The organism is Rhodococcus sp. DMU1, assembly GCF_012272955.1.
Lineage (GTDB): Bacteria > Actinomycetota > Actinomycetes > Mycobacteriales > Mycobacteriaceae > Rhodococcus > Rhodococcus aetherivorans.
Genome location: NZ_CP050952.1, coordinates 2,921,992 through 2,948,306, shown reverse-complemented (window position 1 = coordinate 2,948,306; position 26,315 = coordinate 2,921,992). Strand labels below are relative to the sequence as shown.

Annotated in this window: 26 protein-coding genes; 14 read left to right on the top strand and 12 right to left on the bottom strand. The window is 71.9% G+C overall.

Features of this window, described 5'->3' with window-relative positions; genetic code table 11:
* Positions 1–17 precede the first annotated feature (17 nt).
* Positions 18–1,646: an ABC-F family ATP-binding cassette domain-containing protein gene (locus tag HFP48_RS13820; protein ID WP_006939277.1), complete on the bottom strand. Its 1,629-nt coding sequence runs from the start codon at positions 1,644–1,646 to the stop codon at positions 18–20.
* Between the two features lie 125 nt (positions 1,647–1,771).
* Here HFP48_RS13820 and HFP48_RS13815 point away from each other — a divergent pair, with 125 nt between their 5' ends.
* From HFP48_RS13815 to HFP48_RS13805, 3 genes are read left to right on the top strand one after another with little or no spacing between them, the layout of a single operon-like run.
* Positions 1,772–2,560, top strand: coding sequence for an SDR family oxidoreductase (locus HFP48_RS13815; RefSeq protein ID WP_043798805.1), 789 nt, complete (start codon positions 1,772–1,774; stop codon positions 2,558–2,560).
* Between the two features lie 3 nt (positions 2,561–2,563).
* The gene (locus tag HFP48_RS13810; RefSeq protein ID WP_006939274.1) at positions 2,564–3,673 is read left to right on the top strand and encodes a lycopene cyclase family protein; all 1,110 of its coding nucleotides are present in this window, start codon (positions 2,564–2,566) and stop codon (positions 3,671–3,673) included.
* 52 nt (positions 3,674–3,725) lie between these two features.
* Positions 3,726–4,703: a Ku protein gene (locus tag HFP48_RS13805; protein WP_043798807.1), complete on the top strand. Its 978-nt coding sequence runs from the start codon at positions 3,726–3,728 to the stop codon at positions 4,701–4,703.
* Between the two features lie 63 nt (positions 4,704–4,766).
* Here the strand turns inward: HFP48_RS13805 and HFP48_RS13800 are convergent, their stop codons facing one another.
* The 8 genes from HFP48_RS13800 to HFP48_RS13765 form a co-directional block, all read right to left on the bottom strand.
* Entirely contained in the window at positions 4,767–5,159 is a 393-nt protein-coding gene (locus HFP48_RS13800; protein WP_168580574.1) for a MarR family transcriptional regulator, read from the bottom strand.
* A 92-nt stretch (positions 5,160–5,251) separates the two neighbouring features.
* A complete protein-coding gene (locus tag HFP48_RS13795) occupies positions 5,252–5,632 on the bottom strand; it encodes a metal-sulfur cluster assembly factor (RefSeq protein ID WP_006939268.1) in 381 nt (126 codons plus the stop codon).
* Complete coding sequence (sufU, locus tag HFP48_RS13790; protein WP_029543654.1) at positions 5,632–6,174, bottom strand: Fe-S cluster assembly sulfur transfer protein SufU; 543 nt, start codon at positions 6,172–6,174, stop codon at positions 5,632–5,634. Before sufU ends, HFP48_RS13795 begins: the two co-directional genes overlap by 1 nt.
* Positions 6,174–7,427 carry a cysteine desulfurase gene (locus HFP48_RS13785; protein ID WP_006939266.1) on the bottom strand — a complete coding sequence of 418 codons (1,254 nt, stop codon included), beginning with the start codon at positions 7,425–7,427 and terminating at the stop codon, positions 6,174–6,176. The genes sufU and HFP48_RS13785 overlap by 1 nt, the downstream gene beginning before the upstream one ends.
* 14 nt (positions 7,428–7,441) lie before the next feature.
* On the bottom strand, positions 7,442–8,242 hold the full coding sequence (sufC, locus tag HFP48_RS13780) for a Fe-S cluster assembly ATPase SufC (RefSeq protein WP_006939265.1): 801 nt from the start codon (positions 8,240–8,242) through the stop codon (positions 7,442–7,444).
* 44 nt (positions 8,243–8,286) lie between these two features.
* The gene (gene sufD / locus HFP48_RS13775) at positions 8,287–9,522 is read right to left on the bottom strand and encodes a Fe-S cluster assembly protein SufD (RefSeq protein ID WP_029543650.1); all 1,236 of its coding nucleotides are present in this window, start codon (positions 9,520–9,522) and stop codon (positions 8,287–8,289) included.
* Positions 9,523–10,968 (bottom strand): Fe-S cluster assembly protein SufB, encoded by a 1,446-nt coding sequence (sufB, locus tag HFP48_RS13770; protein ID WP_029543648.1) that lies wholly within the window; start codon positions 10,966–10,968, stop codon positions 9,523–9,525.
* 89 nt (positions 10,969–11,057) lie between these two features.
* Positions 11,058–11,837, bottom strand: a complete 780-nt coding sequence (locus HFP48_RS13765; protein ID WP_043798813.1) for a metalloregulator ArsR/SmtB family transcription factor — start codon at positions 11,835–11,837, stop codon at positions 11,058–11,060.
* Between the two features lie 137 nt (positions 11,838–11,974).
* On the opposite strand from HFP48_RS13765, the gene mptB reads away from it, so the two are divergent.
* From mptB to HFP48_RS13745, 4 genes are read left to right on the top strand one after another with little or no spacing between them, the layout of a single operon-like run.
* Positions 11,975–13,642, top strand: a complete 1,668-nt coding sequence (mptB, locus tag HFP48_RS13760) for a polyprenol phosphomannose-dependent alpha 1,6 mannosyltransferase MptB (protein ID WP_230304555.1) — start codon at positions 11,975–11,977, stop codon at positions 13,640–13,642.
* Positions 13,639–14,583, top strand: a complete 945-nt coding sequence (locus HFP48_RS13755) for an ABC transporter ATP-binding protein (protein ID WP_006939255.1) — start codon at positions 13,639–13,641, stop codon at positions 14,581–14,583. Before mptB ends, HFP48_RS13755 begins: the two co-directional genes overlap by 4 nt.
* Positions 14,580–15,377, top strand: a complete 798-nt coding sequence (locus tag HFP48_RS13750; protein WP_044476100.1) for an ABC transporter permease — start codon at positions 14,580–14,582, stop codon at positions 15,375–15,377. Before HFP48_RS13755 ends, HFP48_RS13750 begins: the two co-directional genes overlap by 4 nt.
* Positions 15,378–15,431: 54 nt before the next feature.
* A complete protein-coding gene (locus tag HFP48_RS13745; protein WP_006939252.1) occupies positions 15,432–16,397 on the top strand; it encodes a heme A synthase in 966 nt (321 codons plus the stop codon).
* Between the two features lie 79 nt (positions 16,398–16,476).
* Here HFP48_RS13745 and HFP48_RS13740 read toward each other — a convergent pair whose 3' ends face one another.
* Positions 16,477–16,818, bottom strand: coding sequence for a hypothetical protein (locus tag HFP48_RS13740; protein ID WP_029543642.1), 342 nt, complete (start codon positions 16,816–16,818; stop codon positions 16,477–16,479).
* 22 nt (positions 16,819–16,840) lie between these two features.
* Between HFP48_RS13740 and HFP48_RS13735 the strand changes: the two genes are divergently transcribed.
* A complete protein-coding gene (locus tag HFP48_RS13735) occupies positions 16,841–17,806 on the top strand; it encodes a quinone oxidoreductase (protein ID WP_168579638.1) in 966 nt (321 codons plus the stop codon).
* A gap of 87 nt (positions 17,807–17,893) precedes the next feature.
* Here the strand turns inward: HFP48_RS13735 and HFP48_RS13730 are convergent, their stop codons facing one another.
* Positions 17,894–18,871, bottom strand: a complete 978-nt coding sequence (locus HFP48_RS13730) for a heme o synthase (RefSeq protein WP_050035221.1) — start codon at positions 18,869–18,871, stop codon at positions 17,894–17,896.
* Positions 18,872–19,055: 184 nt separating this feature from the next.
* Between HFP48_RS13730 and tkt the strand changes: the two genes are divergently transcribed.
* The 5 genes from tkt to pgl are packed head-to-tail and all read left to right on the top strand — an operon-like array spanning position 19,056 to position 25,511.
* Entirely contained in the window at positions 19,056–21,158 is a 2,103-nt protein-coding gene (tkt, locus tag HFP48_RS13725) for a transketolase (protein ID WP_168579637.1), read from the top strand.
* Between the two features lie 5 nt (positions 21,159–21,163).
* Positions 21,164–22,300 carry a transaldolase gene (gene tal, locus HFP48_RS13720; RefSeq protein ID WP_029543636.1) on the top strand — a complete coding sequence of 379 codons (1,137 nt, stop codon included), beginning with the start codon at positions 21,164–21,166 and terminating at the stop codon, positions 22,298–22,300.
* Positions 22,301–22,304: 4 nt separating this feature from the next.
* Positions 22,305–23,846, top strand: a complete 1,542-nt coding sequence (gene zwf, locus HFP48_RS13715; protein WP_006936597.1) for a glucose-6-phosphate dehydrogenase — start codon at positions 22,305–22,307, stop codon at positions 23,844–23,846.
* A 2-nt stretch (positions 23,847–23,848) separates the two neighbouring features.
* Positions 23,849–24,751 (top strand): glucose-6-phosphate dehydrogenase assembly protein OpcA, encoded by a 903-nt coding sequence (opcA, locus tag HFP48_RS13710; RefSeq protein WP_006936594.1) that lies wholly within the window; start codon positions 23,849–23,851, stop codon positions 24,749–24,751.
* A complete protein-coding gene (gene pgl / locus HFP48_RS13705) occupies positions 24,744–25,511 on the top strand; it encodes a 6-phosphogluconolactonase (RefSeq protein WP_029543632.1) in 768 nt (255 codons plus the stop codon). Before opcA ends, pgl begins: the two co-directional genes overlap by 8 nt.
* A gap of 3 nt (positions 25,512–25,514) precedes the next feature.
* Here the strand turns inward: pgl and HFP48_RS13700 are convergent, their stop codons facing one another.
* Positions 25,515–25,676: a hypothetical protein gene (locus tag HFP48_RS13700; protein ID WP_155951779.1), complete on the bottom strand. Its 162-nt coding sequence runs from the start codon at positions 25,674–25,676 to the stop codon at positions 25,515–25,517.
* 150 nt (positions 25,677–25,826) lie between these two features.
* Here HFP48_RS13700 and HFP48_RS13695 point away from each other — a divergent pair, with 150 nt between their 5' ends.
* Positions 25,827–26,315 carry an SRPBCC domain-containing protein gene (locus HFP48_RS13695; RefSeq protein WP_168579636.1) on the top strand — a complete coding sequence of 163 codons (489 nt, stop codon included), beginning with the start codon at positions 25,827–25,829 and terminating at the stop codon, positions 26,313–26,315.

Sequence of the window (26,315 nt, the reverse complement as noted above, 5' to 3'; positions counted from 1 at the left end):
TCACGCAGGGCCGGACCTCACGCCAGCTGGATCAGCTCCAGGTACTCCTGCGACCAGTGGTCCTCGGAACCGTCCGGCAGCAGGATCACCCGCTCCGGATCGAGCGCCTCGGCCGCGCCGGGATCGTGGGTGACGAGCACGACCGCACCGGCGTAGCTGCGCAGCGCGTCGAGCACCTGCTCCCGCGAGACCGGATCGAGGTTGTTGGTCGGCTCGTCGAGCAGCAGCACGTTCGCCGCGGACGACACCAGTCCGGCCAGCGCCAGCCGGGTCTTCTCACCGCCGGACAGCGTCCCGGCCGGCTGGTCGAGCTGCGGGCCGGTGAACATGAACGCCCCGAGCAGCCCCCGCAGGTCCTGCTCCCCCGCGTCCGGCGCCGCGTGCCGGATGTTCTCCCACACCGTCGCGTCGTCGTCGAGGGTGTCGTGCTCCTGGGCGAAGTAGCCGATCTTCAGGCCGTGGCCGGGCGCCAGCCGGCCCGCGTCCGGGGTCTCCACCCCCGCGAGCAGGCGCAGCAGCGTGGTCTTTCCGGCACCGTTGAGACCGAGCACGACGACGCGGCTGCCCCGGTCGATCGCCAGGTCCACACCGGTGAAGATCTCCAGCGAGCCGTACACCTTCGTCAGGCTCTCGGCCATGAGCGGGGTCTTGCCACACGGCGCCGGCTCCGGGAACCGGATCTTGGCCACCTTGTCGGCCACCCGCACCTCGTCGAGCTCGGCGAGCAGCTTGTCGGCGCGCTTGGCCATGTTCTGCGCCGCGACGGCCTTGGTGGCCTTCGCGCCGAGCTTGGCCGCCTGCTGCCGCAGCGCGGACGCCTTCTTCTCGGCGTTGGCGCGTTCGCGGCGACGGCGCGCCTCGTCGGTGGCCCGCGCGTCGAGGTACTTCTTCCAGCCCATGTTGTAGATGTCGGCCTCGCCGCGCACCGCGTCGAGGAACCACACCTTGTTCACGACGTCGGCGAGCAGGTCCACGTCGTGGCTGATGACGACCAGGCCGCCGTCGTGGTTCTGCAGGAATCCGCGCAGCCAGGTGATCGAGTCGGCGTCGAGGTGGTTGGTGGGCTCGTCGAGCAGCAGGGTGGTGGTGGACTTGCCGGAGCCGTCGGAGGCGGCGAACAGGATGCGGGCGAGTTCGACGCGGCGGCGCTGACCACCGGACAGGGTGCGCAGGGGCTGGCCCAGGACCCGGTCCGGCAGTCCGAGGCTGGTGCAGATCCGGGCGGCCTCGGACTCGGCCTCGTACCCGCCGAGCGCCGAGAAGCGTTCCTCGAGCGACCCGTACTTGCGTACCGCCCGGTCACGGACGTTCTCGTCGACGGCCTCGGCCATGACGGCCTGCTGCTTCTCCATCGCGCGCAGGATCTCGTCGAGGCCGCGGGCGGAGAGCACACGGTCCTTGGCCAGGACGTCCAGGTTGCCCTCGCGGGGATCCTGCGGCAGGTAACCGAGGTCGCCGGAGCGGACGACGGCGCCCGCGTACGGCTCGCCCTCCCCCGCGAGGATGCGCAGGGTGGTGGTCTTGCCGGCACCGTTGCGCCCGACCAGCCCGATCCGGTCGCCGGGCTGCACCCGCAGCGCCGGGCCCGGCGCCGAGAGCAGCGTCCGCACGCCGGCGCGGACTTCCAGATCGGTGGCGGTGATCACGCGTGAGGCTCCTCGGGGACGACTCGGATTGGCTGCCAATGATGCCGCAGGGGCAGGCGCACGAACCATTCATTTTACCGTGTCCTCCCCGGGATGCCGGGGTGAGATGCGCTACGTTCGCCGGCATGACCACTTCCCCCGACACCTCCCCCGGCTCCGACCTCACGGGCCGCGCGGCGCTGGTCACCGGAGCGAGCCGCGGGATCGGCAAGGCGATCGCAGCGGCGCTGCTCGCCCGCGGCGCGAGCGTGGCCCTCACGGCCCGCCACGCCGAGCCGCTCGCCGAGGCCGCCGGCGAGCTGCGCGCCCTCGGACACGGCGGGCAGGTGCTCGAGCTGCCCGGTAACGCCGGGGACGCCGACACCCGCGCCGAGGCGGTGCGCCGCACCGTCGCCGAGCTCGGCGGGCTCGACATCCTGATCAACAACACCGGCATCAACCCCGTCTACGGGGCGTTGATGGACGCCGACCTGGACGCCGTCCGCAAGATCTTCGACGTCAACGTCGTCGCCGCGCTGGGATTCGTGCAGCAGGCCTACCGCGCGTGGATGGCCGAGCACGGCGGTTCCGTGATCAACGTCGCGAGCGTGGCGGGCCTGCGCTCGACCGGCGTGATCGCCGCGTACGGGGCGTCGAAGGCGGCGCTGATCCGGCTGACCGAGGAGCTGGCCTGGCAGCTGGGGCCGGGCGTGCGCGTCAACGCGGTCGCGCCCGGGGTGGTGAAGACGAGGTTCGCGGCCGCGCTCGTCGCCGGCGGTGAGGACACCGCCGCCGCCCGATACCCGATGGGCCGCCTCGGCACGCCCGAGGACGTCGCCGAGCTGGTCGCGTTCCTGGTCTCCGATGCGGCCGGCTGGATCACCGGGGAGACTGTGCGGGTGGATGGTGGACTGCTGGCGACGGGAGCGATGTAGCGGGTGATAGACGCGGAGGTGCTGGTCGTCGGGCTCGGGCCGGCGGGGCGTGCGGTGGCACACCGGGCGGTCGCCGCGGGTCTCGACGTGCTGGCCGTGGACCCGCAGCCGGATCGGCCGTGGACTGCGACGTATGCGGCGTGGCTCGACGAGCTGCCGTCGTGGCTGCCCCCCTCGGTGCTCGCGGCGCGGGTGGACGAGCCGGCGGCGTGGACGGTGCGGCCACACCGGATCGAGCGCCCCTACGGTGTGTTCGATGCGTCGGCACTGCAGCGAAGCCTGGCGCTGGAGCCGGCGCGGGTACGGGCCGGCCGGGTGGACGCCGTCGCCCCGGATCGCGTCACCCTCGCGGACGGAAGCGTGCTGCGGGCCCGGAGCGTGATCGACGCGCGCGGGGTGCCCGCCGACCGCTCCCGCGCCCAGCAGACCGCCTTCGGGGTCACGGTCGACACCGCCACTGCCGCACCCGTGCTGGAGGGCCGCGCCGCCTGGTTCATGGACTGGCGGCGCGACAACCGCACCCGCTCCGGGGATGCGCCGTCGTTCCTGTACGCGGTGCCGCTCGGCGGCGGCCGGGTGCTGCTGGAGGAGACCTGCCTGGTGGGGCGGCCCGCCATTCCGCTCGCCGAGTTGCGGCGCCGCCTCGAGGCCCGGCTCGCCGCGCGCGGGGTCACGCTGAGCGGGACGGAGCCGGTGGAGCGGGTGCGGTTCGCCGTGCAACCCCCGCCGGGGTCGGCGCGCGGGGTGGCCCGGTTCGGCGCCCGCGGCGGGCTGATGCACCCGGGCACCGGCTACGCGGTGGCGGCGTCGCTGGCGGCGGCCGATCCGGTGGCGCACGCGCTCGCCGGGGGCCGCAGCGCCACGGCGGCGTTGTGGTCCCCGTCCGCGCGTGCGGTCGCGCAGCTGCGCGCCTCGGGGCTGCGGGTGCTGCTGGGACTACGCCCGGAACAGACCCCGGCGTTCTTCGCGGGGTTCTTCACGCTGCCACCGGAACGCCAGCGCTCCTACCTGTCGGGCCGCACCGACCTCGGCGGGACGGTGGCGGCGATGACCCGGATGTTCGCGACGGGTTCGCCGGCGTTGCGCGGGGCGATGCTGCGCGCCCTGTGGTGAGGAGTTCGCCCGGTTCCGCGCGGCGGGCGCCGATCTCGATCATGATGGAACCATGCGTTCGATCTGGAAGGGTTCCATCGCGTTCGGGCTGGTGAACGTGCCGGTGAAGGTGTATTCGGCCACGGAGAGCCACGACATCCGGTTCCACCAGGTGCATGCGAAGGACGGCGGGCGGATCAAGTACGACCGGATCTGCACCGAGTGCGGCGAGTCGGTGCCCTACGCCGAGATCGACAAGGCCTACGACTCCGACGAGGGCGTGCGGGTCGTGCTCGCCGACGAGGACTTCGACAAGCTGCCCGTCGCGGAGAAACACGAGATCCCGGTGCTGCAGTTCGTCCCGACCGAGCAGATCGACCCGATCCTGTTCGAGAAGTCGTACTACCTCGAGCCGGACTCGTCGTCGCCGAAGGCGTACACGCTGCTGGCCGAGACGCTCACGCAGACCGATCGCACCGCACTGGTGCACTTCACGCTGCGGCAGCGCACCCGGCTGGCGGCGCTGCGCAACCGCGACGGCGTGCTCGTGCTGCAGACCCTGCTGTGGCCGGACGAAGTGCGGTCGGTGGCGTTCCCGGTGCTCGACGACGCGGAGCCGCCGAAGCAGAAGGAACTGGCGATGGCGGAGATGCTCGTCGAGTCGATGGCCGACGACTTCCGTCCGGACGAGTTCACCGACGAGTACCAGGTCGAGCTGCGGTCGCTGATCGACGACATCATCGCCCGGGGCGGCGAGAAGGTGCTGCCGGTGACCCCGGCGGGGGAACCCGCCGCCGAGGACGCCGAGGTGCTGGACCTGGTGGCTGCGCTGCAGCGCAGCGTGGACGCCGCCGCGGCCGGCGACGAGTCGGGCGCGGCCGCGCCCGCCCGGGGCGCGGCGGCGAAGAAGACGCCCGCCAGGAAGAGCGCCGCGAAGAAGACGCCGGCGAAGAAGACCACGGCCGAGAAGCCCACCGCGAAGAAGACGGCGGCGAAGAAGACCACCGAGAAGGCCCCCGCGAAGAAGTCCACCGCGCGCAAGCGGGCCTGAGGCCCCGGCACCGGCCGGGGCCTCAGGTGTCGGAGTGGTGCCGGCCGCGGCCGGCACCACATCTCAGTCCAGTCCGTCGCCGAGGCGGCGCAGGAGCGCCGTGAGCTGCTCCACGTCGGCCGGGTCCCATGCGGACAGCCGGCGACGCCACCGCGCCGTCTGCTCGCGTTGCAGCGCGGTCAGCCGCTCCCGGCCTTCCGGGGTGAGCGCCACGAGCCGCGCCCGCGCGTCCTGCGGGTCCGTCGTCCGCTCGACCAGGCCGAGCCGGGCGGCGGCGTCGATGCGCCGCGTCAACGTCGACTTCTCGATGGCGAGATCCGCGAGCAGCTCCGACATCGCCACCGCGTCGGTGCGGCCGAGCAGCACCAGCAGCGGGTAGCACGCCGGATCCAGCCGGGGGTGGACGGCGCGGGCCCGCTCCCCCATCTGTGCCCGGCCGCGGCGCATCAGCGCCATGAACTCGTGTTCGAGGGCGGTGATCGGATCCGGGGAGCTGCCGGCCCCCGGATCCGGGGGCGCCTGGGAGCTGGGCCGGGTCACCGGCCGCGTCAGACGGTGAAGCCGAGCGCGCGCAGCTGCTCGCGACCGTCCTCGGTGATCTTGTCCGGCCCCCACGGCGGCATCCACACCCAGTTGATGCGCAGCTCGTCGCACAGGCCGCTGCGGACGAGAGCGTTGCGGGACTGGTCCTCGATCACATCGGTGAGCGGGCAGGCCGCCGACGTGAGCGTCATGTCGATGGTGACGGCCTCGTCGTCCTCGGTGATGCCGTAGACCAGGCCCAGGTCGACGACGTTGATTCCGAGCTCGGGATCGACGACGTCGCGCATCGCCTCCTCGAGCTCCTCGAACCGCTCGGGGTCGAGGGTGGGAGCCGCGTCCGGGGCTGCGGCGGTGGTCTCGTCCGCCGGGGTCACGGGTTCGGTCATCAGTTCTGTCCTCCGCTGGCTACGGGTGCGGTGCTGTGAGTGCTGTGGGTGCTGTCTCCGACAGCGGTGCTGTGGGTGCTGTCTCCGACAGCGGTGCTGTGGATGCTGTCGGCGATCTGCACGACGGCGTCCTTGAAGGCCATCCAGCCCAGCAGCGCACACTTCACGCGCGCCGGGTATTTCGAGACGCCGGCGAAGGCGATGCCGTCGCCGAGTACGTCCTCGTCGCCCTCGACGGTCCCGCGGCTGCCGACCATCTCCGCGAACGCGTCGACGGTGGCCAGGGCCCGGTCCAGCGGCTCCCCGATCACCTGGTCGGTGAGCACCGAGGTGGACGCCTGGCTGATCGAGCAGCCCTGCCCGTCGTAGGAGACGTCCGCGACGGTGCCGTCGTCGGCGAGATGCACCCGCAGCGTCACCTCGTCGCCGCAGGTGGGGTTCACGTGGTGCACCTCCGCGCCGTAGGGCTCGCGCAGACCCCGGTGGTGCGGGTGCTTGTAGTGGTCCAGGATGACCTCCTGGTACATCTGCTCCATCCGCATCAGCGCGCTCCGAAGAAGGCCTGGGCCCGGCGGATCGCCGCGCCGAGCGCGGCCACCTCGTCGAGCGTGTTGTACACGGCGAAGGAGGCGCGGGCGGTCGCCGCGACCCCGAATCGACGGTGCAGCGGCCACGCGCAGTGGTGCCCGACGCGGATCTCGACGCCCTCGTCGTCGAGGATCTGCCCGAGATCGTGGGCGTGGATGCCGTCGACGACGAACGACACCGCCCCGCCGCGCTGCTCGGCCGTGGTGGGGCCGACGATCCGCACACCGTCGATGCCGGCGAGTTCGGCGAGGGCCGCCGCGGTGAGCTCGTGCTCGTGCGCGGCGACGGCGTCCATGCCGATCTGCTGCAGGTACCGCACCGCGGCGCCGAGACCGACGGCCTGCGACGACATCGGCGAGCCGGCCTCGAAGCGCTGCGGCGGCGGCGCGAACGTCGACGCCTCCATGGTGACGGTTTCGATCATCGAGCCGCCGGTGATGAACGGCGGCACGTCGGCGAGCAGCTCACGGCGGCCGTAGAGGACGCCGACGCCGGAGGGGCCGAACATCTTGTGGCCGGAGAACGCGGCGAAGTCGACGCCGAGCGCGTGGAAGTCCACGCTCATGTGCGGCACGGACTGGCAGGCGTCGAGGACGACGATCGCGTCGACGGCCTTCGCGCGCCGTACCAGCTCCTCGACCGGCGCCACGGCCCCGGTGACGTTGGACTGGTGGGTGAAGGCGACGACCTTGACCCGGTCGGTGAGTTCGAGGGAGTCGACGTCGATGCGGCCGTCGTCGGTCACGCCGAACCAGCGCAGCGTCGCGCCGGTGCGCCGGGCGAGTTCCTGCCAGGGCACCAGGTTGGCGTGGTGTTCGAGTTCGGTGACGACGATCTCGTCGCCGGGCCCGAGGCGCCGCGGGAACCGGGCGTCGGCGAAGGCGTAGGCGACGAGGTTGAGCGATTCGGTGGCGTTCTTGGTGAACACCACCTCGTCGGGATCCGCGCCGACGAAGTCGGCGATCACGGCGCGGGCGCCCTCGTAGGCATCGGTGGCCTCCTCGGAGAGCTCGTGCGCTCCCCGGTGCACGGCCGCGTTGCAGGTGGTCAGGAACGCCCGTTCGGCGTCGAGGACCTGCGTCGGGCGCTGCGAGGTGGCCCCGGAGTCGAGGTAGACCAGGGGCTTTCCGTCGCGCACCGTGCGCCCGAGGATCGGGAAGTCGGCCCGGATCCGGGCGACGTCCACCGTGGGCACCTGCACCGTCATCGGCTCACTGCTCCTTACTTGTCGGCACCCGCGGCCGCGGCGGCGGCCTGGGTGAAGCGCACGTAACCGTTGGTCTCGAGTTCCTCGGCCAGCTCCGCGCCGCCGGACTCGACGACGCGGCCGCCGACGAACACGTGCACGAACTGCGGCTTGATGTAGCGCAGGATGCGGGTGTAGTGGGTGATCAGCAGCACGCCGCCGTGCTCGCGTTCCTGGTAGCGGTTGACGCCCTCGGACACCACGCGCAGCGCGTCGACGTCGAGGCCGGAGTCGGTCTCGTCGAGGATGGCGATCTTCGGCGCGAGCAGGCCCAGCTGCAGGATCTCGTGGCGCTTCTTCTCGCCACCGGAGAAGCCCTCGTTGACGGAGCGGTCACCGAACGCCGGGTCGATGTCGAGTTCGGTCATCGCCGACTTGACCTCCTTGACCCAGTGCCGCAGCTTCGGCGCCTCGCCGCGGACCGCGGTCGCGGCGGTGCGCAGGAAGTTCGACATGGACACGCCCGGAACCTCGACGGGGTACTGCATGGCCAGGAACAGGCCGGCGCGGGCCCGCTCGTCCACGCTCATCGCGAGCACGTCCTCGCCGTTGAGGGTGATCGACCCGGAGGTCACCTCGTACTTGGGGTGGCCGGCGATGGCGTACGACAGGGTGGACTTGCCCGACCCGTTGGGGCCCATGATGGCGTGCGTCTCCCCGGACCGGACGGTGAGGTTCACGCCCTTGAGGATGTTGATCGGCTCGGCGTTGTCGTCGGTCTGGGCGACGCGGACGTGCAGGTCCTTGATCTCGAGGACGTTCTGCTCGGGGGACATGTCGGTAACGGTTCCTTCGCGAAGATGGGGAGAACGGGTGGGGGTCAGGCGCCGACGGCGGCGAGCTCGGCCTCGATGGCGGCCTCGAGCCGCTCCCGGACGGCGGGCACGGTGATCTTCTCGACGAGTTCGTGGAAGAATCCGCGGACCACCAGGCGGCGCGCCTGCTCCTCGGAGATGCCGCGGGCACGCAGGTAGAACAGCTGCTCGTCGTCGAACCGGCCGGTGGCGCTGGCGTGACCGGCGCCGACGATCTCGCCGGTCTCGATCTCGAGGTTGGGCACCGAGTCGGCGCGGGCACCGTCGGTGAGCACCAGGTTGCGGTTCAGCTCGAAGGTGTCGGTGCCCTCGGCCTCGGCGCGGATGAGCACGTCCCCGATCCACACGGTGTGCGCGTCCGGCTTGCCGGAGCCCGGATCGCCCTGCAGGGCACCCTTGTACACCACGTTGGACTTGCAGTGCGGCTGCGCGTGGTCCACGAGCAGGCGCTGCTCGAGGTGCTGGCCGGCGTCGGCGAAGTACAGACCGAGCATTTCGGCGTCGCCACCGGGCGCGTCGTACCTGACGGTCGGCGACACGCGCACGAGGTCACCGCCGAGGCCGACGGTGAAGTGCCGCAGCACGGCGTCGCGGCCGAGGCGGGCGTGGTGGGCCGTCACGTGTACCGCATCGTCGGCCCAGTCCTGGATGGCGACGATGTTCAGGCGCGAGCTGTCGCCGAGGACGAACTCGACGTTCTCCGCGTAGGTGCCGGAACCGCGCTGGTCGAGGACGACGGTGACCGACGCGAACGGCTCGAGCCGCACCTGCAGGTGTCCGAACGCGACCTTCCCCTCCCCGGGGCCGGTGACGGTGATCGTGACCGGCTCGGTGACCTCGACCTCGCGGCCGACGGTGACGACGGTGGCGGTGGTGAAGCCCGAGTAGGCCTGGGCGGCGACACGGTCGGCCGGCACGCCGCCTTGGCCGAGGCGGGCATCGTCGCGGCCGACGGTCTCGACCTGCACCCCCTCGACGGGGGTGACCTCGACGGTGGTGGCGCCGTCGGCGACCGCGGTGCCGTCGTGCAGGCCCCGCAGCCGGCGCAGCGGGGTGAACCGCCAGGCCTCGTCGCGACCGGAGGGGATCTCGAAGGCGTTCACGTCGAACGACGTGAAGACCTCCCCCTTGTTGACGGCCGGCCCGCGGGCGGTCTTGATCGCGGGCCCGGCGGCGTTCTCCGAGCGCACGGCTCCCTGCACCCCGGTGGCGGTGGGGGTGTTCTTCGCTTCCGCAGTCATTTAGCCGACTGCCCCTTCCATCTGCAGTTCGATCAGGCGGTTGAGCTCGAGCGCGTACTCCATCGGCAGTTCCTTGGCGATGGGCTCGACGAAGCCGCGCACCACCATCGCCATCGCCTCGTCCTCGGTCAGTCCGCGGCTCATCAGGTAGAACAGCTGGTCGTCGGAGACCTTGGAGACGGTCGCCTCGTGGCCCATCGTCACGTCGTCCTCACGGATGTCGACGTACGGGTAGGTGTCCGAGCGGGAGATCTGGTCGACGAGCAGTGCATCGCACTTGACGGTCGACTTCGACCCGTGGGCGCCCTTGTTGACCTGGACCAGGCCGCGGTAGGAGGCGCGACCGCCGCCGCGGGCCACCGACTTCGACACGATGGTCGAGGAGGTGTGCGGCGCCAGGTGCAGCATCTTCGCGCCGGTGTCCTGGTGCTGGCCCTCGCCGGCGAACGCCACGGACAGCACCTCGCCGCGGGCGTGCTCACCCATCATCCACACGGCCGGGTACTTCATGGTGACCTTGGAACCGATGTTGCCGTCGATCCACTCCATCGAGCCGCCGGCCTCGACCTTGGTGCGCTTGGTGACGAGGTTGTAGACGTTGTTCGACCAGTTCTGGATGGTCGTGTAGCGGCAGTGCCCGCCCTTCTTGACGATGATCTCCACCACCGCCGAGTGCAGCGAGTCCGACTTGTAGATCGGGGCGGTGCAGCCCTCGACGTAGTGCACGGAGGCGCCCTCGTCGACGATGATCAGGGTCCGCTCGAACTGGCCCATGTTCTCGGTGTTGATCCGGAAGTAGGCCTGCAGCGGGATGTCGACGTGCACGCCGGGCGGGACGTAGATGAACGAGCCGCCCGACCACACGGCGGTGTTCAGCGCGGAGAACTTGTTGTCGCCGGCCGGGATGACCGACCCGAAGTACTCCTTGAAGATCTCCGGGTGCTCGCGCAGGCCGGTGTCGGTGTCGAGGAAGATCACACCCTGGGACTCGAGGTCCTCACGGATCTGGTGGTAGACCACCTCCGACTCGTACTGCGCGGCGACACCGGCGACGAGGCGCTGCTTCTCCGCCTCGGGGATGCCGAGCCGGTCGTAGGTGTTCTTGATGTCCTCGGGCAGCTCTTCCCAGCTCGCGGCCTGCTTCTCGGTGGAGCGCACGAAGTACTTGATGTTGTCGAAGTCGATGCCCTCCAGGTTCGAGCCCCACACCGGCATCGGCTTCTTCTCGAAGGTGCGCAGCGCCTTGAGGCGGATGTCGAGCATCCACTCGGGCTCGTCCTTCTTCGCGGAGATGTCGCGCACGACCGCCTCGGACAGGCCTCGCTGGGCCGTGGCGCCGGCGGCGTCGGAATCCGACCAGCCGTAGCCGTAGTGACCGAGGGACGCGATGGTCTCCTCCTGTGTCAGCGGCGTGCCGGCCGACGCCTGATCCGATGTGACGGTCATGTGAGCTCCTTCCGGAGTCTTGTTCGGTGCCGGCGAGGGCTGATCGCCGGCGGACAACGTGTTGCTCTGTCGGGGGAAGCGGGTCGTGCTCAGGTCTTGCCGATGTCCGGCGGCAGCACCGGGACGTGGGTGGTGCAGAAACTGTCGCCGTTGGCGATGGTCGCCAGCCGCTGCACATGGGTGCCCAGGATCTCGGTGAACGCCTCCCGTTCGGCCTCGCACAGCTCCGGGAACTGCTCGGCCACGTGCGAGACCGGGCAGTGGTGCTGGCAGATCTGCACGCCGGTGCCCACCCGCCGGGTCGACGCCGCGAACCCGGCGTCGGTGAACGCCGCCGCGATGTCCTCGGCGGTGGCCTCGATCTCGGTGGCGCTCCCGGACTCCGCGGGCGGGACCCCGCCGAGGATGGACTGCACGCGCCGCCGGGCGAAGTCCTCGATGGCGGCCTCGCCGCCGACCTCCCGCAGGTGCCGCATCGCAGCACTGGCGAGGTCGTCGTAGGAGTGTCCCAGCCGGGCCCGGCCCACCGCGGTGAGCTGGAATCGGCGCGCCGGCCGTCCCCGTCCCCGGCCCTCCCGCCGCGGCGGCGGAGCGGCCTGGGCCTCGCCGGTGTCGATGAGGGCGTCGAGGTGGCGGCGCACCCCGGCCGCGCTCAGGCCGAGCCGGGCACCGATCTCGGTGGCCGTGATCGGACCCTCCTCGAGCAGCAGCTGCACCACCGCCGCCCGGGTCTGGCCCTCGTGCGCGCCCGGCGCCTGGGTGACCGGGAACGCGGCGACAGGCGTGTGACCTGCGCGTTCCTCGTGCACCCGGGCAGCGGACGTCGTTTTCACAACACCAGTGTGACGGAATTCCCCGGGCCGGTCCACAAAGGGTGCCCTACCTAACTGCGGCGGGGCCCGGTTCCCGGCCCCGCTACGCTGCTCGGGTGCCGTCGCCCACCGTGGAACCCGACCCGTCCGGCCCGGCGCCGAGCCGCCGCGCCGCGGACCTCGGAGCCCGTGCCGTGGAACTCGGTCGCCGTGCCCTCGGACTCGACGGCCGCGGCGGCGACCCGGCCGTGGCCGCGATCCTGCACGGCGACGAACTCGAGGGCCGCGGCCTCGACGCCACCGAGACCACCCAGTTGCACCGGATCCGGTTGTTCGGCGCGACGGGCACCGTGCTCATGGCGGTCGGCGCGCTCGGCGCCGGCGCGCAGCCGGTGCTGCAGAATCCCGTCCAGGGTCTGCGCCTGCTCGGGCTGCCCGCGCGCATGCCCAGCGCCGCGCTGACCCTCACCATGACCGGCACCGTGCTGGTGGTCCTCGCGTGGCTGTTGCTCGGCCGCTTCGCGATCGGCCGCCGCGACCCGGACGGGGTGCCCCGCCGGCTCACCCGCTCCCAGCTCGACCGCACGCTGCTGCTGTGGATCCTGCCGTTGATCGTGGCACCCCCGATGTTCAGCAAGGATGTGTACTCGTATCTCGCGCAGAGCGAGATCGCCGCCCGCGGACTCGACCCGTACGGGATCGGCCCGGCCGGTGCCCTGGGCGTCGACCACGTCCTGACCCGTACCGTGCCCAACATCTGGCGCGACACCCCCGCCCCCTACGGACCGGCGATCCTGTGGCTGGGGCAGCGCATCACCGACCTGACCGGCGAGAACATCGTCGCCGGGGTCTTCCTGCACCGCGTCTCCGCGCTCGCCGGGGTCGCGCTGATCGTGTGGGCGCTGCCGCGGCTCGCGCGCCGCTGCGGCGTCGCCTCCGTCAGCGCCCTGTGGCTCGGCGCGGCCAACCCGCTGCTGCTGTTCCACCTCGTCGCCGGCATCCACAACGAGGCCCTGATGCTCGGCCTCATGCTCGCTGGTCTCGAGCTCGCGCTGCGCGGCATCCACACCCCCGATCCGGCGGGGCCGCTGCGCGGCCGGGCACTCGCCTGGCTGCTGGCCGGTTCCGCCGTGATCGCGTTGTCGTCGATGGTGAAGGTCCCCTCGCTGCTCGCCCTCGGCTTCGTCGGGATGGCGCTCGCGCACCGCTGGGGCGGCACCCTGCGCGCCGTGGCCGCCGCCGCCGCACTGCTCGCCGTGGTCGCCGCCGTCGTCGTGGGCGCGGTCAGCTGGGGCAGCGGCCTCGGCTTCGGCTGGACCCAGACGCTCGGCACCGCAACCGAGGTGCGCAGCTGGATGTCCATCCCGACGCTGCTCGGCCTGGGCACCGGCCTGGCCGGGGTGCTGCTCGGGCTCGGCGACCACACCACCGCGATCCTGTCGCTCACCCGGCCCGTCGCCGCGCTGATCGCGGCGCTGGTGACGGTGCGGATGATGTTGGCGGTGCTCACCGGCCGGCTGCATCCCGTCGGCGCGCTCGGCGTGTCCCTCGGCGCGATCGTGCTGCTGTTCCCGGTGGTGCAGCCGTGGTACCTGCTGTGGGCGGTGATCCCCCTGGCCGCGTGGGCCACCCGGCCGATCTTCCGGCTCCCCACGGTGGCGTTCTCGTCGCTGGTGAGCGTGATCCTCATGCCCAACGGCGGCGAGTACCAGCCGTTCATCATCGTCCAGGCGGCCATCGCGACGGTCGTCGTCGTGGGCCTGGCCATCTTCGCCACCCGCAACCGGCTGCCCTGGCGCGACGAGGAGGACGCACCACCGCGTCCCGCCGATTCGCCCGGCGCCTACGCTGGAACCTCGTGACCTCGAGATCCCCCGTCGCTGCGCCACCCGCCGTACGCCTGGAGGGCGTCGTCAAGCGATTCGGCGACCTCACCGCGGTCGACGGTCTCGACCTGACCGTCGAACGCGCCCAGGTACTCGCGCTGCTCGGCCCCAACGGTGCCGGCAAGACCACCACCGTGGAGATGTGCGAGGGCTTCGTCGCACCCGATTCCGGCACCGTGCGCGTCCTCGGGCTCGACCCGATCGCCGACTCCGAGGCCCTGCGCCCGCGGATCGGGGTCATGCTGCAGGGCGGCGGCGCCTACCCGGGGTCCAAGGCCGGGGAGATGCTCGACCTGGTGGCTGCCTATTCCGCGGATCCGCTGGATCCGGCCTGGCTGCTGCGCAGCCTCGGGCTCGAGGAGGCCCGCCGCACCCCGTACCGGCGGCTGTCCGGCGGGCAGCAGCAGCGGCTCGCGCTGGCGTGCGCGCTCGTCGGCCGGCCGGAACTCGTCTTCCTCGACGAGCCGACCGCAGGTCTGGACGCGCAGGCGCGGTTGCTGGTCTGGGAACTGATCGACGCCCTGCGGCGCGACGGAGTCGCGGTGCTGCTCACCACGCACCTGATGGACGAGGCCGAGGAGCTCGCCGACGAGGTCGTCATCATCGATCACGGCCGGATCGTGGCCGCCGGTACCCCCGCCGAGGTCGCCCGCACCGGCGCGGAGGGCCAGTTGTGGCTCACCGCCGCCGCGGGTCTGGACCTCGCTCCCCTGCGCGCCGCCCTGCCGGACACGTTCCGGGTGCGCGAGGCCGGTCCCGGCCGGTACCTGGTGGAGGGCCCCATCGATCCGCAGGTCGTCGCGGTGGCCGCGTCGTGGTGCGCGGACCAGGGCGTCCTGGCCAGCGAGATCCGGGTGGACCAGCGCAGCCTCGAGGACGTGTTCCTGGACCTGACCGGACGGGAGATCCGAGGATGAGCATGTCGCACGAGCGGCTGGCGGCCAACCGGTTCGCCCCCGGCACCTTCAGCCCGCGGCCCCGGCCGAACGCCCCGGCGGCGATGCTCGCCGCGCAGACCCGCATGGAACTGCTGCTGCTGCTGCGCAACGGCGAGCAGCTGCTGCTGACGATGTTCATCCCGATCACCCTGCTGATCGGGCTCACCCTGCTCCCGATCGGCGACCTCGGCGCCACCCGGGTCGACCGGGTCCTGCCGGCCGTGATGACGGTCGCGGTGATGTCCACGGCGTTCACCGGGCAGGCCATCGCGGTCGGATTCGACCGCAGATACGGTGCATTGAAAAGACTCGGCGCCACCGCGCTGCCGAAGTGGGGCATCATCGCAGGCAAGAGCGGCGCGGTCGCGCTCGTCGTCGCGCTGCAATCGATTCTGCTGGGCGGCATCGGCCTCGCCCTCGGCTGGCGCCCCGAGCCGGTCGGACTGCTCCTCGGGGCCGTCGTCATCGCGCTGGGCACCGTGACGTTCGCGACGCTGGGCCTGCTGCTCGGCGGCACGCTGCGCGCCGAGATCGTGCTGGCCCTGGCCAACATCATCTGGTTCGTGCTGCTCGGCATCGGCAGCGTCGTCCTCGCCGGCGACGGCCTGCACGAGGCGGTGGTGCACGTGGCCCGCCTGGTTCCGTCGGGGGCGCTCGCCCTCGCCCTCGACGACGCGCTGCGCGGCAGCATCGACTGGCTGGCCGTCGCGATCCTCGGCGCGTGGGCGGCCGTCGGCGGCTTCCTGGCGAGCCGGCTGTTCCGCTTCGTCTGATCCGGCACCCCACCCCACTACAGCCTGTAGTGGACCGGCCCGTACCATCGTCATGTGCTGTATCGCGGCTTTCTGAGCCTTGTCGACCGTCTGCCCCTGCCGTCTCTGCGGACCCAGCGGCTGCTCGCGCTGATCGCGATCCTGACCCAGGGCGGTATCGCCGTGACCGGGTCGATCGTCCGCGTGACCGCGTCCGGCCTGGGGTGCCCCACCTGGCCGCAGTGCTTCCCGGGCAGCTTCGTGCCCGTCGGCGTGTCCGAGGAGGTCGCCACCCTGCACCAGGTCGTCGAGTTCGGCAACCGGCTGCTGACCTTCGTCGTCGTCGCCTCCGCCGCGGCGGTCGTGCTGGCCGTGACCCGCGCCCGGCGCCGCCGCGAGGTCCTCACCTATGCCTGGCTGATGCCCGCCGGCACCGTCCTGCAGGCCGTCATCGGCGGCATCACCGTGCTCGCCGGCCTGGCCTGGTGGACCGTGGCGGTGCACCTGCTGGCGTCGATGCTGATGGTGTGGCTCGCGGTGCTGCTGTACGCGAAGGTCGGCGAGCCCGACGACGGGGTGGTCGTGGAGACGATCCCCCGCCCGCTGCGGACCCTCACCGCCCTGTCCGCTGCGCTGCTCGCCGGGGTGCTCGTCGCGGGCACGATGGTCACCGGCGCCGGCCCGCACGCCGGCGACAAGAGCGCCGACAGGCCGGTGCCGCGCCTCGAGATGGACATCGAGTCGCTGGTGCACCTGCACGCCGAGCTGCTCGTCGGATACCTCGGCCTGCTCGTCGGCCTGGCCTTCGCGCTGTACGCCGTCGCCGCCCCCCATCCGGTGAAGAAGCGCCTGCACGTGCTGCTCGCTCTCGTCGTCGCCCAGGCCCTGGTCGGGGTCGTGCAGTACTTCACCGACGTGCCCGCCGCACTCGTCGCCGTGCACGTCGCCGGTGCCGGGCTGTGCACGGCCGCCACGGCGGCGGTGTGGGCGGCCGGGCGGGTCCGCACCACCGAACCGGTCCGCGAACCGGTCACCGTCTGACGCCGGCGCACGCGATACGGCGAAACGGCTCCGGGGGCCGCCCGTGGCGGGCGGCCCCCGGAGCCGTTTCGAGGATCGGTCAGCGCTCGTTGCGCGCCCGCGGGAACCGGGTCTGGTTGGCCACCCAGCCGGCCATCTTCTTCCAGTGGCCCTGCTGCGGGGTCGCGATGCTGGTCACCTCCCGGTCCCACTCCGAGACGGTGACGTCCGGCAACGCCTCGACCACGGCGTGCGCGGTGGCGAGATCCCGCACCACCCGGTCGCCGAGCACCCCGTCCTCGGCGACGAGGGTGATGCGCACCGCGCCCCGCGCGACCGGCTGCAGCACCGCCTTGGCGGAGCCACCGTGCGCGGCGACGAAGCTGCGGAAGGACTTCACGATGTCGGCCGGTGCGGCCACGACCTGAGTATCGGCGCTCATGCCTGCAGAATACTGTGAACGCATGCGCGCAATCGAAGTGGCACGGTTCGGCGGCCCCGAGGTGCTCACCCTCGTCGACCTCCCGGCTCCCGAGCCCGGCCCAGGTCAGCTGCTGGTACGGACCGACGCCGTGGGCATCAACTTCATCGACACCTACTTCCGCACCGGGCTGTACCCGCGGGAGCTGCCGTACGTCCCCGGGACCGAGGGCACCGGCCGCGTCGTCGCGGTGGGTGAGGGCGTGGCCGACGTGGGGGTCGGCGACCGGGTGAGCTGGGCGTCGGCCGACGGTTCCTACGCGGAACAGGTGCTCGTGCCGGCGGCGGTGGCCGTACCGGTGCCCGACCCCGTTCCCGCCGAGCAGGCCGCGTCGGCGCTGCTCCAGGGCATGACCGCGCACTACCTGCTGAATTCGACGTATCCGGCGCAGCCCGGCGAGACGGTGCTGGTGCACGCGGGCGCCGGCGGCGTGGGCCTGCTGCTCACCCAGCTCGCCACCGCGAAGGACGTGCGGGTGATCACGACCGTCTCCACCGACGAGAAGGAGACCCTGTCGCGGGAGGCGGGCGCGGCCGAGGTGCTGCGCTACACCGACGACCTCGCCGAGCGGGTCCGTGACCTCACCGGCGGGGAGGGCGTCGCGGCCGTCTACGACGGGGTCGGCGCCGCCACGTTCGAGTCGTCGCTCGCATCGCTGCGCATCCGCGGCACGCTGGCGCTGTTCGGCGCCGCCAGCGGCCCGGTGCCGCCGTTCGACCTGCAGCGACTCAACCCGGCCGGCTCGCTGTACGTCACCCGCCCCACCCTCGCGCACCACGTGCGAACGCGCGAGGAGCTGATGTGGCGGGCGGGCGACGTGTTCGCCGCCGTCGCCGACGGCACCCTGACCGTCCGTGTCGGCGCCCGGTATCCGCTGGCGCAAGCGGAGCAGGCACACCGGGACCTCGAGGCCCGCCGCACGACTGGCTCGATTGTGCTGGTCCCCTGAGACCCGCCCCGAGCGAATGTATCGTTCCGTCGCTCAGCGGCAGCGGACGATACATTCGCTCGGCCCCGGCGCGGACGCTGACGCGGATCAGAAGAACGAGGCGACGGTGCGCAGGTCGAGCACCGAGTCCACGGCCAGGCCCAGGCACACCAGGGCGAGGTAGTTGTTGGACTGCAGGAACAGCTTGAGCGGCTTGACCGCCGCTCCGCCCCGGACGCTGCGGTACAGCTGGTGCGCGACGAGCAGGAACCACGCGCCCGCGGCGACGGTCACCACCGCGTACACCAGGCCGGCGGCCGGCACGAGCACCAGCGTCGCCAGGACGGTCGCCCACGTGTAGAGCAGGATCTGCTTGGTGACGTGCTGCTCGCTCGCGATCACGGGCAGCATGGGCACGCCGGCGGCCTTGTAGTCCTCCTTGTAGCGCATCGCCAGGGCCCACGTGTGCGGCGGCGTCCAGAAGAAGATCACCAGGAACAGCACGATCGGTTCCCAGCTCAGCGAGCCGGTGACCGCGGCCCAGCCGACCATCACCGGCATGCACCCGGCGGCCCCGCCCCACACCACGTTCTGCCAGGTCCTGCGCTTGAGGACCATCGTGTAGACCAGCACGTAGAAGGCGATCGTGGCAACGACGAGCAGGCCGGCGAGCAGGTTCGCCCGCCACCACAGCCACAGGAACGACACGACGCCGAGCACCATGCCGAACACGAACGCGTGCCGGGTCGGGACGGCCTGCCGGGCCAGCGGCCGCAGCGCCGTCCGTTTCATCACCTTGTCGATGTCGGCGTCGACGACACAGTTCAGCGCATTCGCGCTGGCCGCGCCCATCCACCCGCCGAACAGGGTGCTCAGGATGAGCACCAGGTCGACCTCGCCGCGGTCGGCGAAGAGCATCGCCGGGATGGTCGCCACCAGCAGCAGCTCGATCACGCGCGGCTTGGTCAGCGCGATATAGGCGAGCACCGTGCCCGAAACGCGTCCCCACACCGTGTCGGGGCGAGGCGCCCGGGGTGTCTCGGGGGCGCCGAAGCCGTGTCCTCCCGGCCGTTGCCCTGTCCGCACCCTGTCTCCTTGCACCACGCGATTACGCACCTTCGCTCGCCGTCGCCCTACTACGAACGATGGTAGACGTCGCGCAGGCCCGGACCGAATCGACCCGCAAAGCGCAGCACATTACTCTGGAGGGGCGCTCGAGGCTTTCGCGCCCGCACGCTCCCCGTATACCCATGTCAGGAGACTTCTGCTCGTGTCGATCACAGACGAGATCCGCTCTCTCACCCAGGCAGTGCACCCCGCCGACTGGACCGACCTCGACACCAAGGCCGTCGACACCGCCCGCGTGCTCGCCGCCGACGCGGTCCAGAAGGTGGGTAACGGACACCCCGGCACGGCGATGAGCCTGGCCCCGGTGGCCTACACGCTGTTCCAGAGGGTGATGCGGCACGACCCGACCGACCCGCACTGGGTGGGGCGGGACCGGTTCGTGCTCTCGTGCGGGCACTCGAGCCTGACCCTCTACATCCAGCTGTACCTGTCGGGCTACGGGCTCGAGCTCGCCGACCTCGAGGCGCTGCGCACGTGGGGTTCGAAGACCCCCGGCCACCCCGAGTTCGGGCACACCGCGGGGGTGGAGATGACCACCGGCCCGCTCGGGCAGGGCCTGGCCTCCGCCGTGGGCATGGCGATGGCGGCGCGCCGCGAGCGCGGCCTGTTCGACCCGGACGCGGCGACCGGCGCGAGCCCGTTCGACCACCACGTCTACGTCCTCGCCTCCGACGGCGACATCGAGGAGGGCGTGACGTCGGAGGCCTCGTCCCTCGCGGGCGTGCAGCAGCTCGGCGACCTGATCGTCTTCTACGACGACAACAAGATCTCCATCGAGCACGACACGGCGATCGCTCTCGGTGAGGACGTCGCCAAGCGCTACGAGGCGTACGGCTGGCACGTGCAGACCGTCGAGGGCGGCGAGAACGTCACCGCGATCCTCGACGCCGTCGAGGCCGCCAAGGCCGTCACCGACAAGCCGTCGCTCATCGTGCTGCGCACCATCATCGGCTACCCGGCGCCGACCAAGATGAACACCGGCGACGTGCACGGCGCCGCCCTCGGCGCCGACGAGGTCGCCGCCGTCAAGACCGCCCTCGGCTTCGACCCCGCCAAGCACTTCGACGTCGACCCGGCCGTGATCGAGCACACCCGCGCCGTCGTCGAGCGCGGCGCGGCGGCCCGCACCGCATGGCAGGCCGAGTTCGACGCGTGGGCGGGCCGGGAGCCGCAGCGCAAGGAGCTGTTCGACCGGTTGCAGTCCGGGGAGTTCCCGGCCGGCTGGACCGAGGTGCTGCCCACCTACGAGCCGGCCGCCAAGGGCCCGGCCACCCGCAAGGCGTCCGGCAGCGCCCTCGCCGCGCTCGGTCCGGTGCTGCCCGAGCTGTGGGGCGGTTCGGCGGACCTGGCGGGCTCGAACAACACCACGATCCCCGGCTCGGATTCGTTCGGCCCGGTGTCGATCTCCACGAAGGACTGGAACGCCCAGCCGTACGGGCGGACGCTGCACTTCGGCGTGCGCGAGCACGCGATGGGTTCGATCCTCAACGGCATCGCCCTGCACGGCCCGACCCGCCCCTACGGCGGCACCTTCCTGGTGTTCAGCGACTACATGCGTCCCGCGGTGCGGCTCGCCGCGCTCATGCAGACCCCGGCGATCTACGTGTGGACCCACGACTCGATCGGCCTCGGCGAGGACGGCCCGACGCACCAGCCGGTCGAGCACCTCACGGCGCTGCGCGCCATCCCCAACCTGGCCGTGATCCGCCCCGGCGACGCGAACGAGACCTCGTTCGCGTGGGCCGCCGCGCTGGAGAACAAGACCGGCCCGACCGCCCTGGCCCTGACCCGCCAGGACGTGCCGGTGCTGGAGGGCACCCGCGAGAAGGCCGCCGAGGGCCTGGCCCGCGGCGCGTACGTGCTGGCCGAGGCGTCGAGCGGCACCCCGGAGGTGGTGCTGCTCGGCACCGGCTCGGAGTTGCAGCTCGCCGTCGCGGCCCGTGAGGTCCTCGAGGCCGACGGCGTCCCCACCCGCGTGGTGTCGGTGCCGGTCCTCGACTGGTTCCTCGAGCAGGACCAGGCGTACCGCGACGCGGTGCTGCCGCCGGCGGTGCGTGCCCGCGTCTCCGTCGAGGCCGGCCTGGCGATGCCGTGGTACCGCCTGCTCGGCGACGCCGGTGAGGCCGTTTCGCTCGAGCACTTCGGCGCCTCCGCCGACCACAAGACCCTGTTCCGCGAGTTCGGCATCACCGCCGAGGCCGTCGTCGACGCCGCCCGCCGCTCGCTGACCCGAGTGAAGGGATGATCCCGATGACCCAGCAGGTAACCCAGAACGAGAACCTCGCCCAGCTCTCGGCCGCCGGTGTGTCCGTGTGGCTCGACGACCTCTCCCGGGACCGCATCGAGTCCGGCAACCTTGCCGAGCTGATCGCCACCCGCAGCGTGGTGGGCGTGACCACCAACCCGTCGATCTTCCAGGCCGCGCTCAGCAAGGGTCACGTCTACGACGCCCAGGTCCGTGAGCTCGCCCTGGCCGGCGCCGACGTGGACACCACCATCCGCACCGTCACCACCGACGACGTGCGCGCCGCGTGCGACGTCCTGGCCCCGGTGTTCGAGGCCACCGGCGGCGTCGACGGCCGCGTCTCCATCGAGGTCGACCCGCGGCTGGCGCATTCCACCGACGCGACCGTGCAGCAGGCGATCGAGCTGTGGCGCATCGTGGACCGCCCCAACCTGCTCATCAAGATCCCCGCGACGGTGGCCGGCCTGCCCGCCATCGCCCGCGTGATCGGCGAGGGCATCAGCGTGAACGTGACGCTGATCTTCTCGGTCGAGCGCTACGAGCGGGTCATCGAGGCCTACCTCGACGGCCTGACCGCCGCCAAGTCGGCCGGCCACGACCTGTCGACGATCCACTCGGTGGCCTCGTTCTTCGTCTCCCGCGTCGACACCGAGATCGACGCGCGGCTCGAGGCCATCGGCACCCCCGAGGCCCTCGCGCTGCGCGGTAAGGCCGGCGTCGCCAACGCCCGCCTGGCGTACGCGGCGTACCGCCGGGCGTTCGAGTCGGGTGCCCGGTTCGAGCAGCTCGCCGCCGCCGGAGCGCGGCCGCAGCGCGCTCTGTGGGCGTCGACCGGGGTGAAGAACCCGGAGTACTCGGACACCCTGTACGTCACCGAGCTGGTCGCCCCGCACACGGTCAACACCATGCCGGAGAAGACCCTCGAGGCCGTCGCCGACCACGGCGAGGTCACCGGCGACACGGTCACCGGCACCGAGAAGGCCGCCGCGAACGTGTTCTCCGCGCTGTCGACGATCGGGGTGAACCTGCCCGAGGTGTTCCGCAAGCTCGAGGACGAGGGCGTCGAGAAGTTCGAGGTGTCCTGGAACGAGCTGCTCGCCGCCACCTCCGAGCAGCTGATCGCGCACGGCGCGAAGAGCTGACGCGGTGCGCGAACCCGAGACGGCGGCGTGGGTCAACCCACTCCGGGACGAGCGCGATCGGCGGCTGCCCCGGATCGCCGGGCCGTGCGCCCTGGTGATCTTCGGGGTCACCGGTGACCTGGCCCGCCGCAAGCTGATGCCGGCGGTGTACGACCTGGCCAACCGCGGCCTGCTGCCGCCCGGGTTCGCGCTCGTCGGCTTCGCCCGGCGGGACTGGGTCGACGAGGACTTCGGCCGGGTCGTCCACGACGCGGTGAAAGCCAACTCGCGCACCAAATTCCGCGAGGAGGTGTGGAACCGCCTGGCTGAGGGCATTCGCTTCGTGCAGGGCAGCTTCGACGACGACGCCGCGTTCGCCGAGCTCGCGTCGACGCTCGCCGAACTGGACAAGGCCCGCGGTACGGGCGGCAACCACGCCTTCTACCTCTCCATCCCGCCGAATGCGTTCCCGGTGGTGTCGGCGCAGCTGAAGCAGTCCGGGCTCGCGATCGCGCGGGAGGGCACGTGGAGCCGCGTGATCATCGAGAAACCGTTCGGCCACGACCTGACGAGCGCCCGGGAGCTGAACCGGCTGGTCGCCGAGGTGTTCCCCGAGGAGGCGGTGTTCCGCATCGACCACTACCTCGGCAAGGAGACGGTGCAGAACATCCTGGCGTTGCGGTTCGCGAACCAGCTGTTCGACCCGCTGTGGAACGCGCACTACGTCGACCATGTCCAGATCACGATGGCCGAGGACATCGGCCTCGGCGGCCGCGCCGGCTATTACGACGGCATCGGCGCTGCCCGGGACGTGATCCAGAACCACCTGTTGCAGCTGCTCGCGTTCATCGCCATGGAGGAACCGATCAGCTTCGACCCGGCGGAGTTGCGGGCGGAGAAGATCAAGGTGCTCTCCGCGACCAGGCTCGCCGAGCCCCTCGACGAGACCACCGCCCGCGGCCAGTACATCGCGGGCTGGCAGAACGGCGGTCAGGTCGTCGGTCTGCACGAGGAGCAGGGCTTCGCGGCCGACTCGACCACCGAGACGTACGCAGCGATCACGTGCGAGATCGACACCCGCCGTTGGGCCGGAGTGCCGTTCTACCTGCGCACCGGCAAGCGCCTGGGCCGGCGCGTCACCGAGATCGCGATCGTGTTCAAGCGGGCCCCGCACCTGCCGTTCGATCAGACGATGACCACCGAGCTCGGCCAGAACGCACTCGTGATCCGGGTGCAGCCGGACGAGGGGGTCACCCTCCGCTTCGGCTCCAAGGTGCCCGGGTCGGGCATGGAGGTCCGCGACGTCAACATGGACTTCAGCTACGGCCAGGCGTTCACCGAGTCCTCCCCCGAGGCGTACGAGCGGCTCATCCTCGATGTGCTGCTCGGCGTGCCGTCCCTCTTCCCCGTCGACGACGAGGTCGAGCTGTCGTGGAAGATCCTCGACCCGGTGCTCGAGCACTGGGCGGCACACGGTAAGCCCGAACCGTACGAGGCCGGCACCTGGGGACCGTCGGCAGCCGACGAGATGCTCCGTCGCTCGGGCCGCGAATGGAGACGCCCGTGAGAATGCAGTTGCGCAACGCGACCGCGATCGACATCAGCAAGCAGCTGGTCCAGCTGCGGCAGACCGGGGGCATCGTCACGCAGGGGCGCGTGCTCACGCTGGTGGTGTGCACCGACGGTCCGCGCGGACTCGAGGCCGCGATCACCGCGGCCATCGGGGCGTCGCGGGAGCATCCGTGCCGTGTGATCGTCGTCGGCCGCGGCCGCGCGGGCGGCGAACCGCGCATGGATGCGGAGATCCGCATCGGCGGCGACGCCGGCGCCTCGGAGGTGCTGATCCTCGCGTTGCACGGCCCGCTCGCCGACCACCAGGAATCGGTGATCGTGCCGTTCCTGCTGCCGGACACCCCGGTGGTGGTGTGGTGGCCGAACACGCCCCCGGAGGTGCCCGCGGCGGATCCGGTGGGCCGGCTCGCCGTGCGTCGCCTGACGGACGCGACGAACTCGTCGCGCCCCATGGCCGAGATCGTCTCCCGGCTGCCCGGCTACACCCCCGGCGACACCGACCTCGCGTGGGGCCGGATCACCTACTGGCGGGCGTTGCTCGTCTCCGCGCTCGACCAGCCGCCGTTCGAGCCGATCGAGTCGGCGCTGGTGTCGGGGCTCGGCAGCGAACCCGCGGTGGATCTGCTCGCGGGCTGGCTCGCGAGCCGGATCGACGGCCCGGTCCAGCGCGCGGTGGGCGATCTGCGGGTCGAACTGCGCACCCGCACCCAGACGATCTCGCTCGAGCGGCCCCAGGACGGGCGTGTCGCGACGTTGCGGCGCACCGGTAAACCCGATTCGCTGATCACGCTCGCACGCCGCGACTCCTCGGAATGCCTCGCCGAGGAACTGCGGCGGCTCGACCCCGACGAGGTGTACCACTCGGCCCTGACCGCACTGTCCAAGGTGGAGTATGTCTGACGTGCACGACACTTCCCAGAACGTCCGCGTGCGGCGCTGCGAGACGGGCGACGACGTCGCGCGAGCGGCCGCCGCAGCCTTCGTCGAGGCCGTGGTCGCCGCGCAGCACGCCCGCGGCCGCGCGTCGGTGGTGCTCACCGGGGGCGGCACCGGCATCGCCGTGCTCGATGCGGTCCTGCGTGCCCCCGGTGGGATCGACTGGTCCGCGGTCGACGTGTACTTCGGCGACGAGCGTTATCTGCCGCCGGGCGACCCGGAGCGCAACGAGGTCCAGGCGCGCGCGGCGCTGCTCGACCACGTGCCGCTCGATCCGGCGCGGGTGCACGCGATGCCCACTCTCGACGAGGCCGGGGCCGGTTCCCCCGACTCGGCGGCGCGCACGTACGAGGAGGTGCTCGCCGCGAACTCCCCCGACGGCACGACCCCCGAGTTCGACGTGCACCTGCTGGGCATGGGCGGCGAGGGCCACATCAACTCCCTGTTCCCGCACACCGACGCGGTGCGCGAGCAGGACCGCTTCGTCGTCGGCGTCGAGGACTCCCCCAAGCCGCCCGCCGCGCGGGTCACGCTCACCCTTCCCGCGATCCGTCGCGCCCGGCAGGTGTGGCTGCTCGTCACCGGTGCGGCCAAGGCCGAGGCCGTCGCGGCCGCGGTGGGCGGCGCCGCCCCGGTGGACGTCCCGGCGGCCGGGGCGCGGGGCCGCGAGCAGACCGTGTGGTTCCTCGATGCGGAGGCCGCCGCGGCACTGCCCGCCGACTGACCGTCACCGCCACGGTCCGTCCCGGTCGGGCTCGCCCGCCCGTGGATCCGGGGGCCGGCAGCCGTCGGTCACGCCGCAGCGCAGGCGCGCGGTCCAGCTCGGGTTGCGGGTCGTGTGCAGCCCGGTGAGGCGGGCACGGCTGCAGCGCACCGTCCTACGGTCCATGGTGGGGCTCCTCCCCTGTGGTGTTCCCTGCCTCGTTCGACGCCGCGGCCGCCCCGGCGGTTCCCCGCCGAGTCGGTCCGACCCCGAACCCGGCAGGGTGACACCCGGCGGATCACAATGGGGACAGCACTGCGTGGAAAGGAGCGTTCGATGAGCACCCCGACCACCGTCCTCGGCGAGATCCGTCCCGAGCACGGCTGTCCGGACGGGTCCTCGCTCGTGACCCTGCACTACGTGCGCAGTTTCGCGCTGCCGGTGGGCGAGGTGTGGGCGGCGTTGACCGAGTCGGACCGGCTCGAACGCTGGTACGGACGGTGGACGGGCGACCCCACCTCCGGACGGGTGCGGCTGACGATGACCGACGAGCACGACACGGCGACGACGGACGTGCGGATCCTGCGCTGCGATCCACCCCACGAGCTCGGCGTCGACCAGGACGGGTGGCATCTCGAGGTCACCTTGAAGCAGGTCGGTGTCGTCACCACGCTCGAGTTCTCCCACCGGCACGTACCGCGGTCGGAGACCTCGGAGGTCGGTCCCGGCTGGCAGTACTATCTCGACCGGCTCGACGCCGTGCTCGCCGACCGCGCCCTGCCCCGCTGGAACGGCTACCTCGACCTCGCCGACGAGTACCGCTGA

Coding starts and splice junctions, on each gene's coding strand:
- sufB (WP_029543648.1), bottom strand. CDS start 10,968: ATGACCGTCACATCGGATCAGGCGTCGGCCGGCACGCCGCTGACACAG.
- HFP48_RS13750 (WP_044476100.1), top strand. CDS start 14,580: ATGAGCATGTCGCACGAGCGGCTGGCGGCCAACCGGTTCGCCCCCGGC.
- tal (WP_029543636.1), top strand. CDS start 21,164: ATGACCCAGCAGGTAACCCAGAACGAGAACCTCGCCCAGCTCTCGGCC.
- sufU (WP_029543654.1), bottom strand. CDS start 6,174: ATGCGGATGGAGCAGATGTACCAGGAGGTCATCCTGGACCACTACAAG.
- HFP48_RS13735 (WP_168579638.1), top strand. CDS start 16,841: ATGCGCGCAATCGAAGTGGCACGGTTCGGCGGCCCCGAGGTGCTCACC.
- sufC (WP_006939265.1), bottom strand. CDS start 8,242: ATGTCCCCCGAGCAGAACGTCCTCGAGATCAAGGACCTGCACGTCCGC.
- HFP48_RS13700 (WP_155951779.1), bottom strand. CDS start 25,676: ATGGACCGTAGGACGGTGCGCTGCAGCCGTGCCCGCCTCACCGGGCTG.
- HFP48_RS13695 (WP_168579636.1), top strand. CDS start 25,827: ATGAGCACCCCGACCACCGTCCTCGGCGAGATCCGTCCCGAGCACGGC.
- HFP48_RS13805 (WP_043798807.1), top strand. CDS start 3,726: ATGCGTTCGATCTGGAAGGGTTCCATCGCGTTCGGGCTGGTGAACGTG.
- pgl (WP_029543632.1), top strand. CDS start 24,744: ATGTCTGACGTGCACGACACTTCCCAGAACGTCCGCGTGCGGCGCTGC.
- HFP48_RS13815 (WP_043798805.1), top strand. CDS start 1,772: ATGACCACTTCCCCCGACACCTCCCCCGGCTCCGACCTCACGGGCCGC.
- HFP48_RS13785 (WP_006939266.1), bottom strand. CDS start 7,427: ATGACGGTGCAGGTGCCCACGGTGGACGTCGCCCGGATCCGGGCCGAC.
- HFP48_RS13800 (WP_168580574.1), bottom strand. CDS start 5,159: ATGGCGCTGATGCGCCGCGGCCGGGCACAGATGGGGGAGCGGGCCCGC.
- HFP48_RS13740 (WP_029543642.1), bottom strand. CDS start 16,818: ATGAGCGCCGATACTCAGGTCGTGGCCGCACCGGCCGACATCGTGAAG.
- opcA (WP_006936594.1), top strand. CDS start 23,849: ATGCAGTTGCGCAACGCGACCGCGATCGACATCAGCAAGCAGCTGGTC.
- sufD (WP_029543650.1), bottom strand. CDS start 9,522: ATGACTGCGGAAGCGAAGAACACCCCCACCGCCACCGGGGTGCAGGGA.
- HFP48_RS13795 (WP_006939268.1), bottom strand. CDS start 5,632: ATGACCGAACCCGTGACCCCGGCGGACGAGACCACCGCCGCAGCCCCG.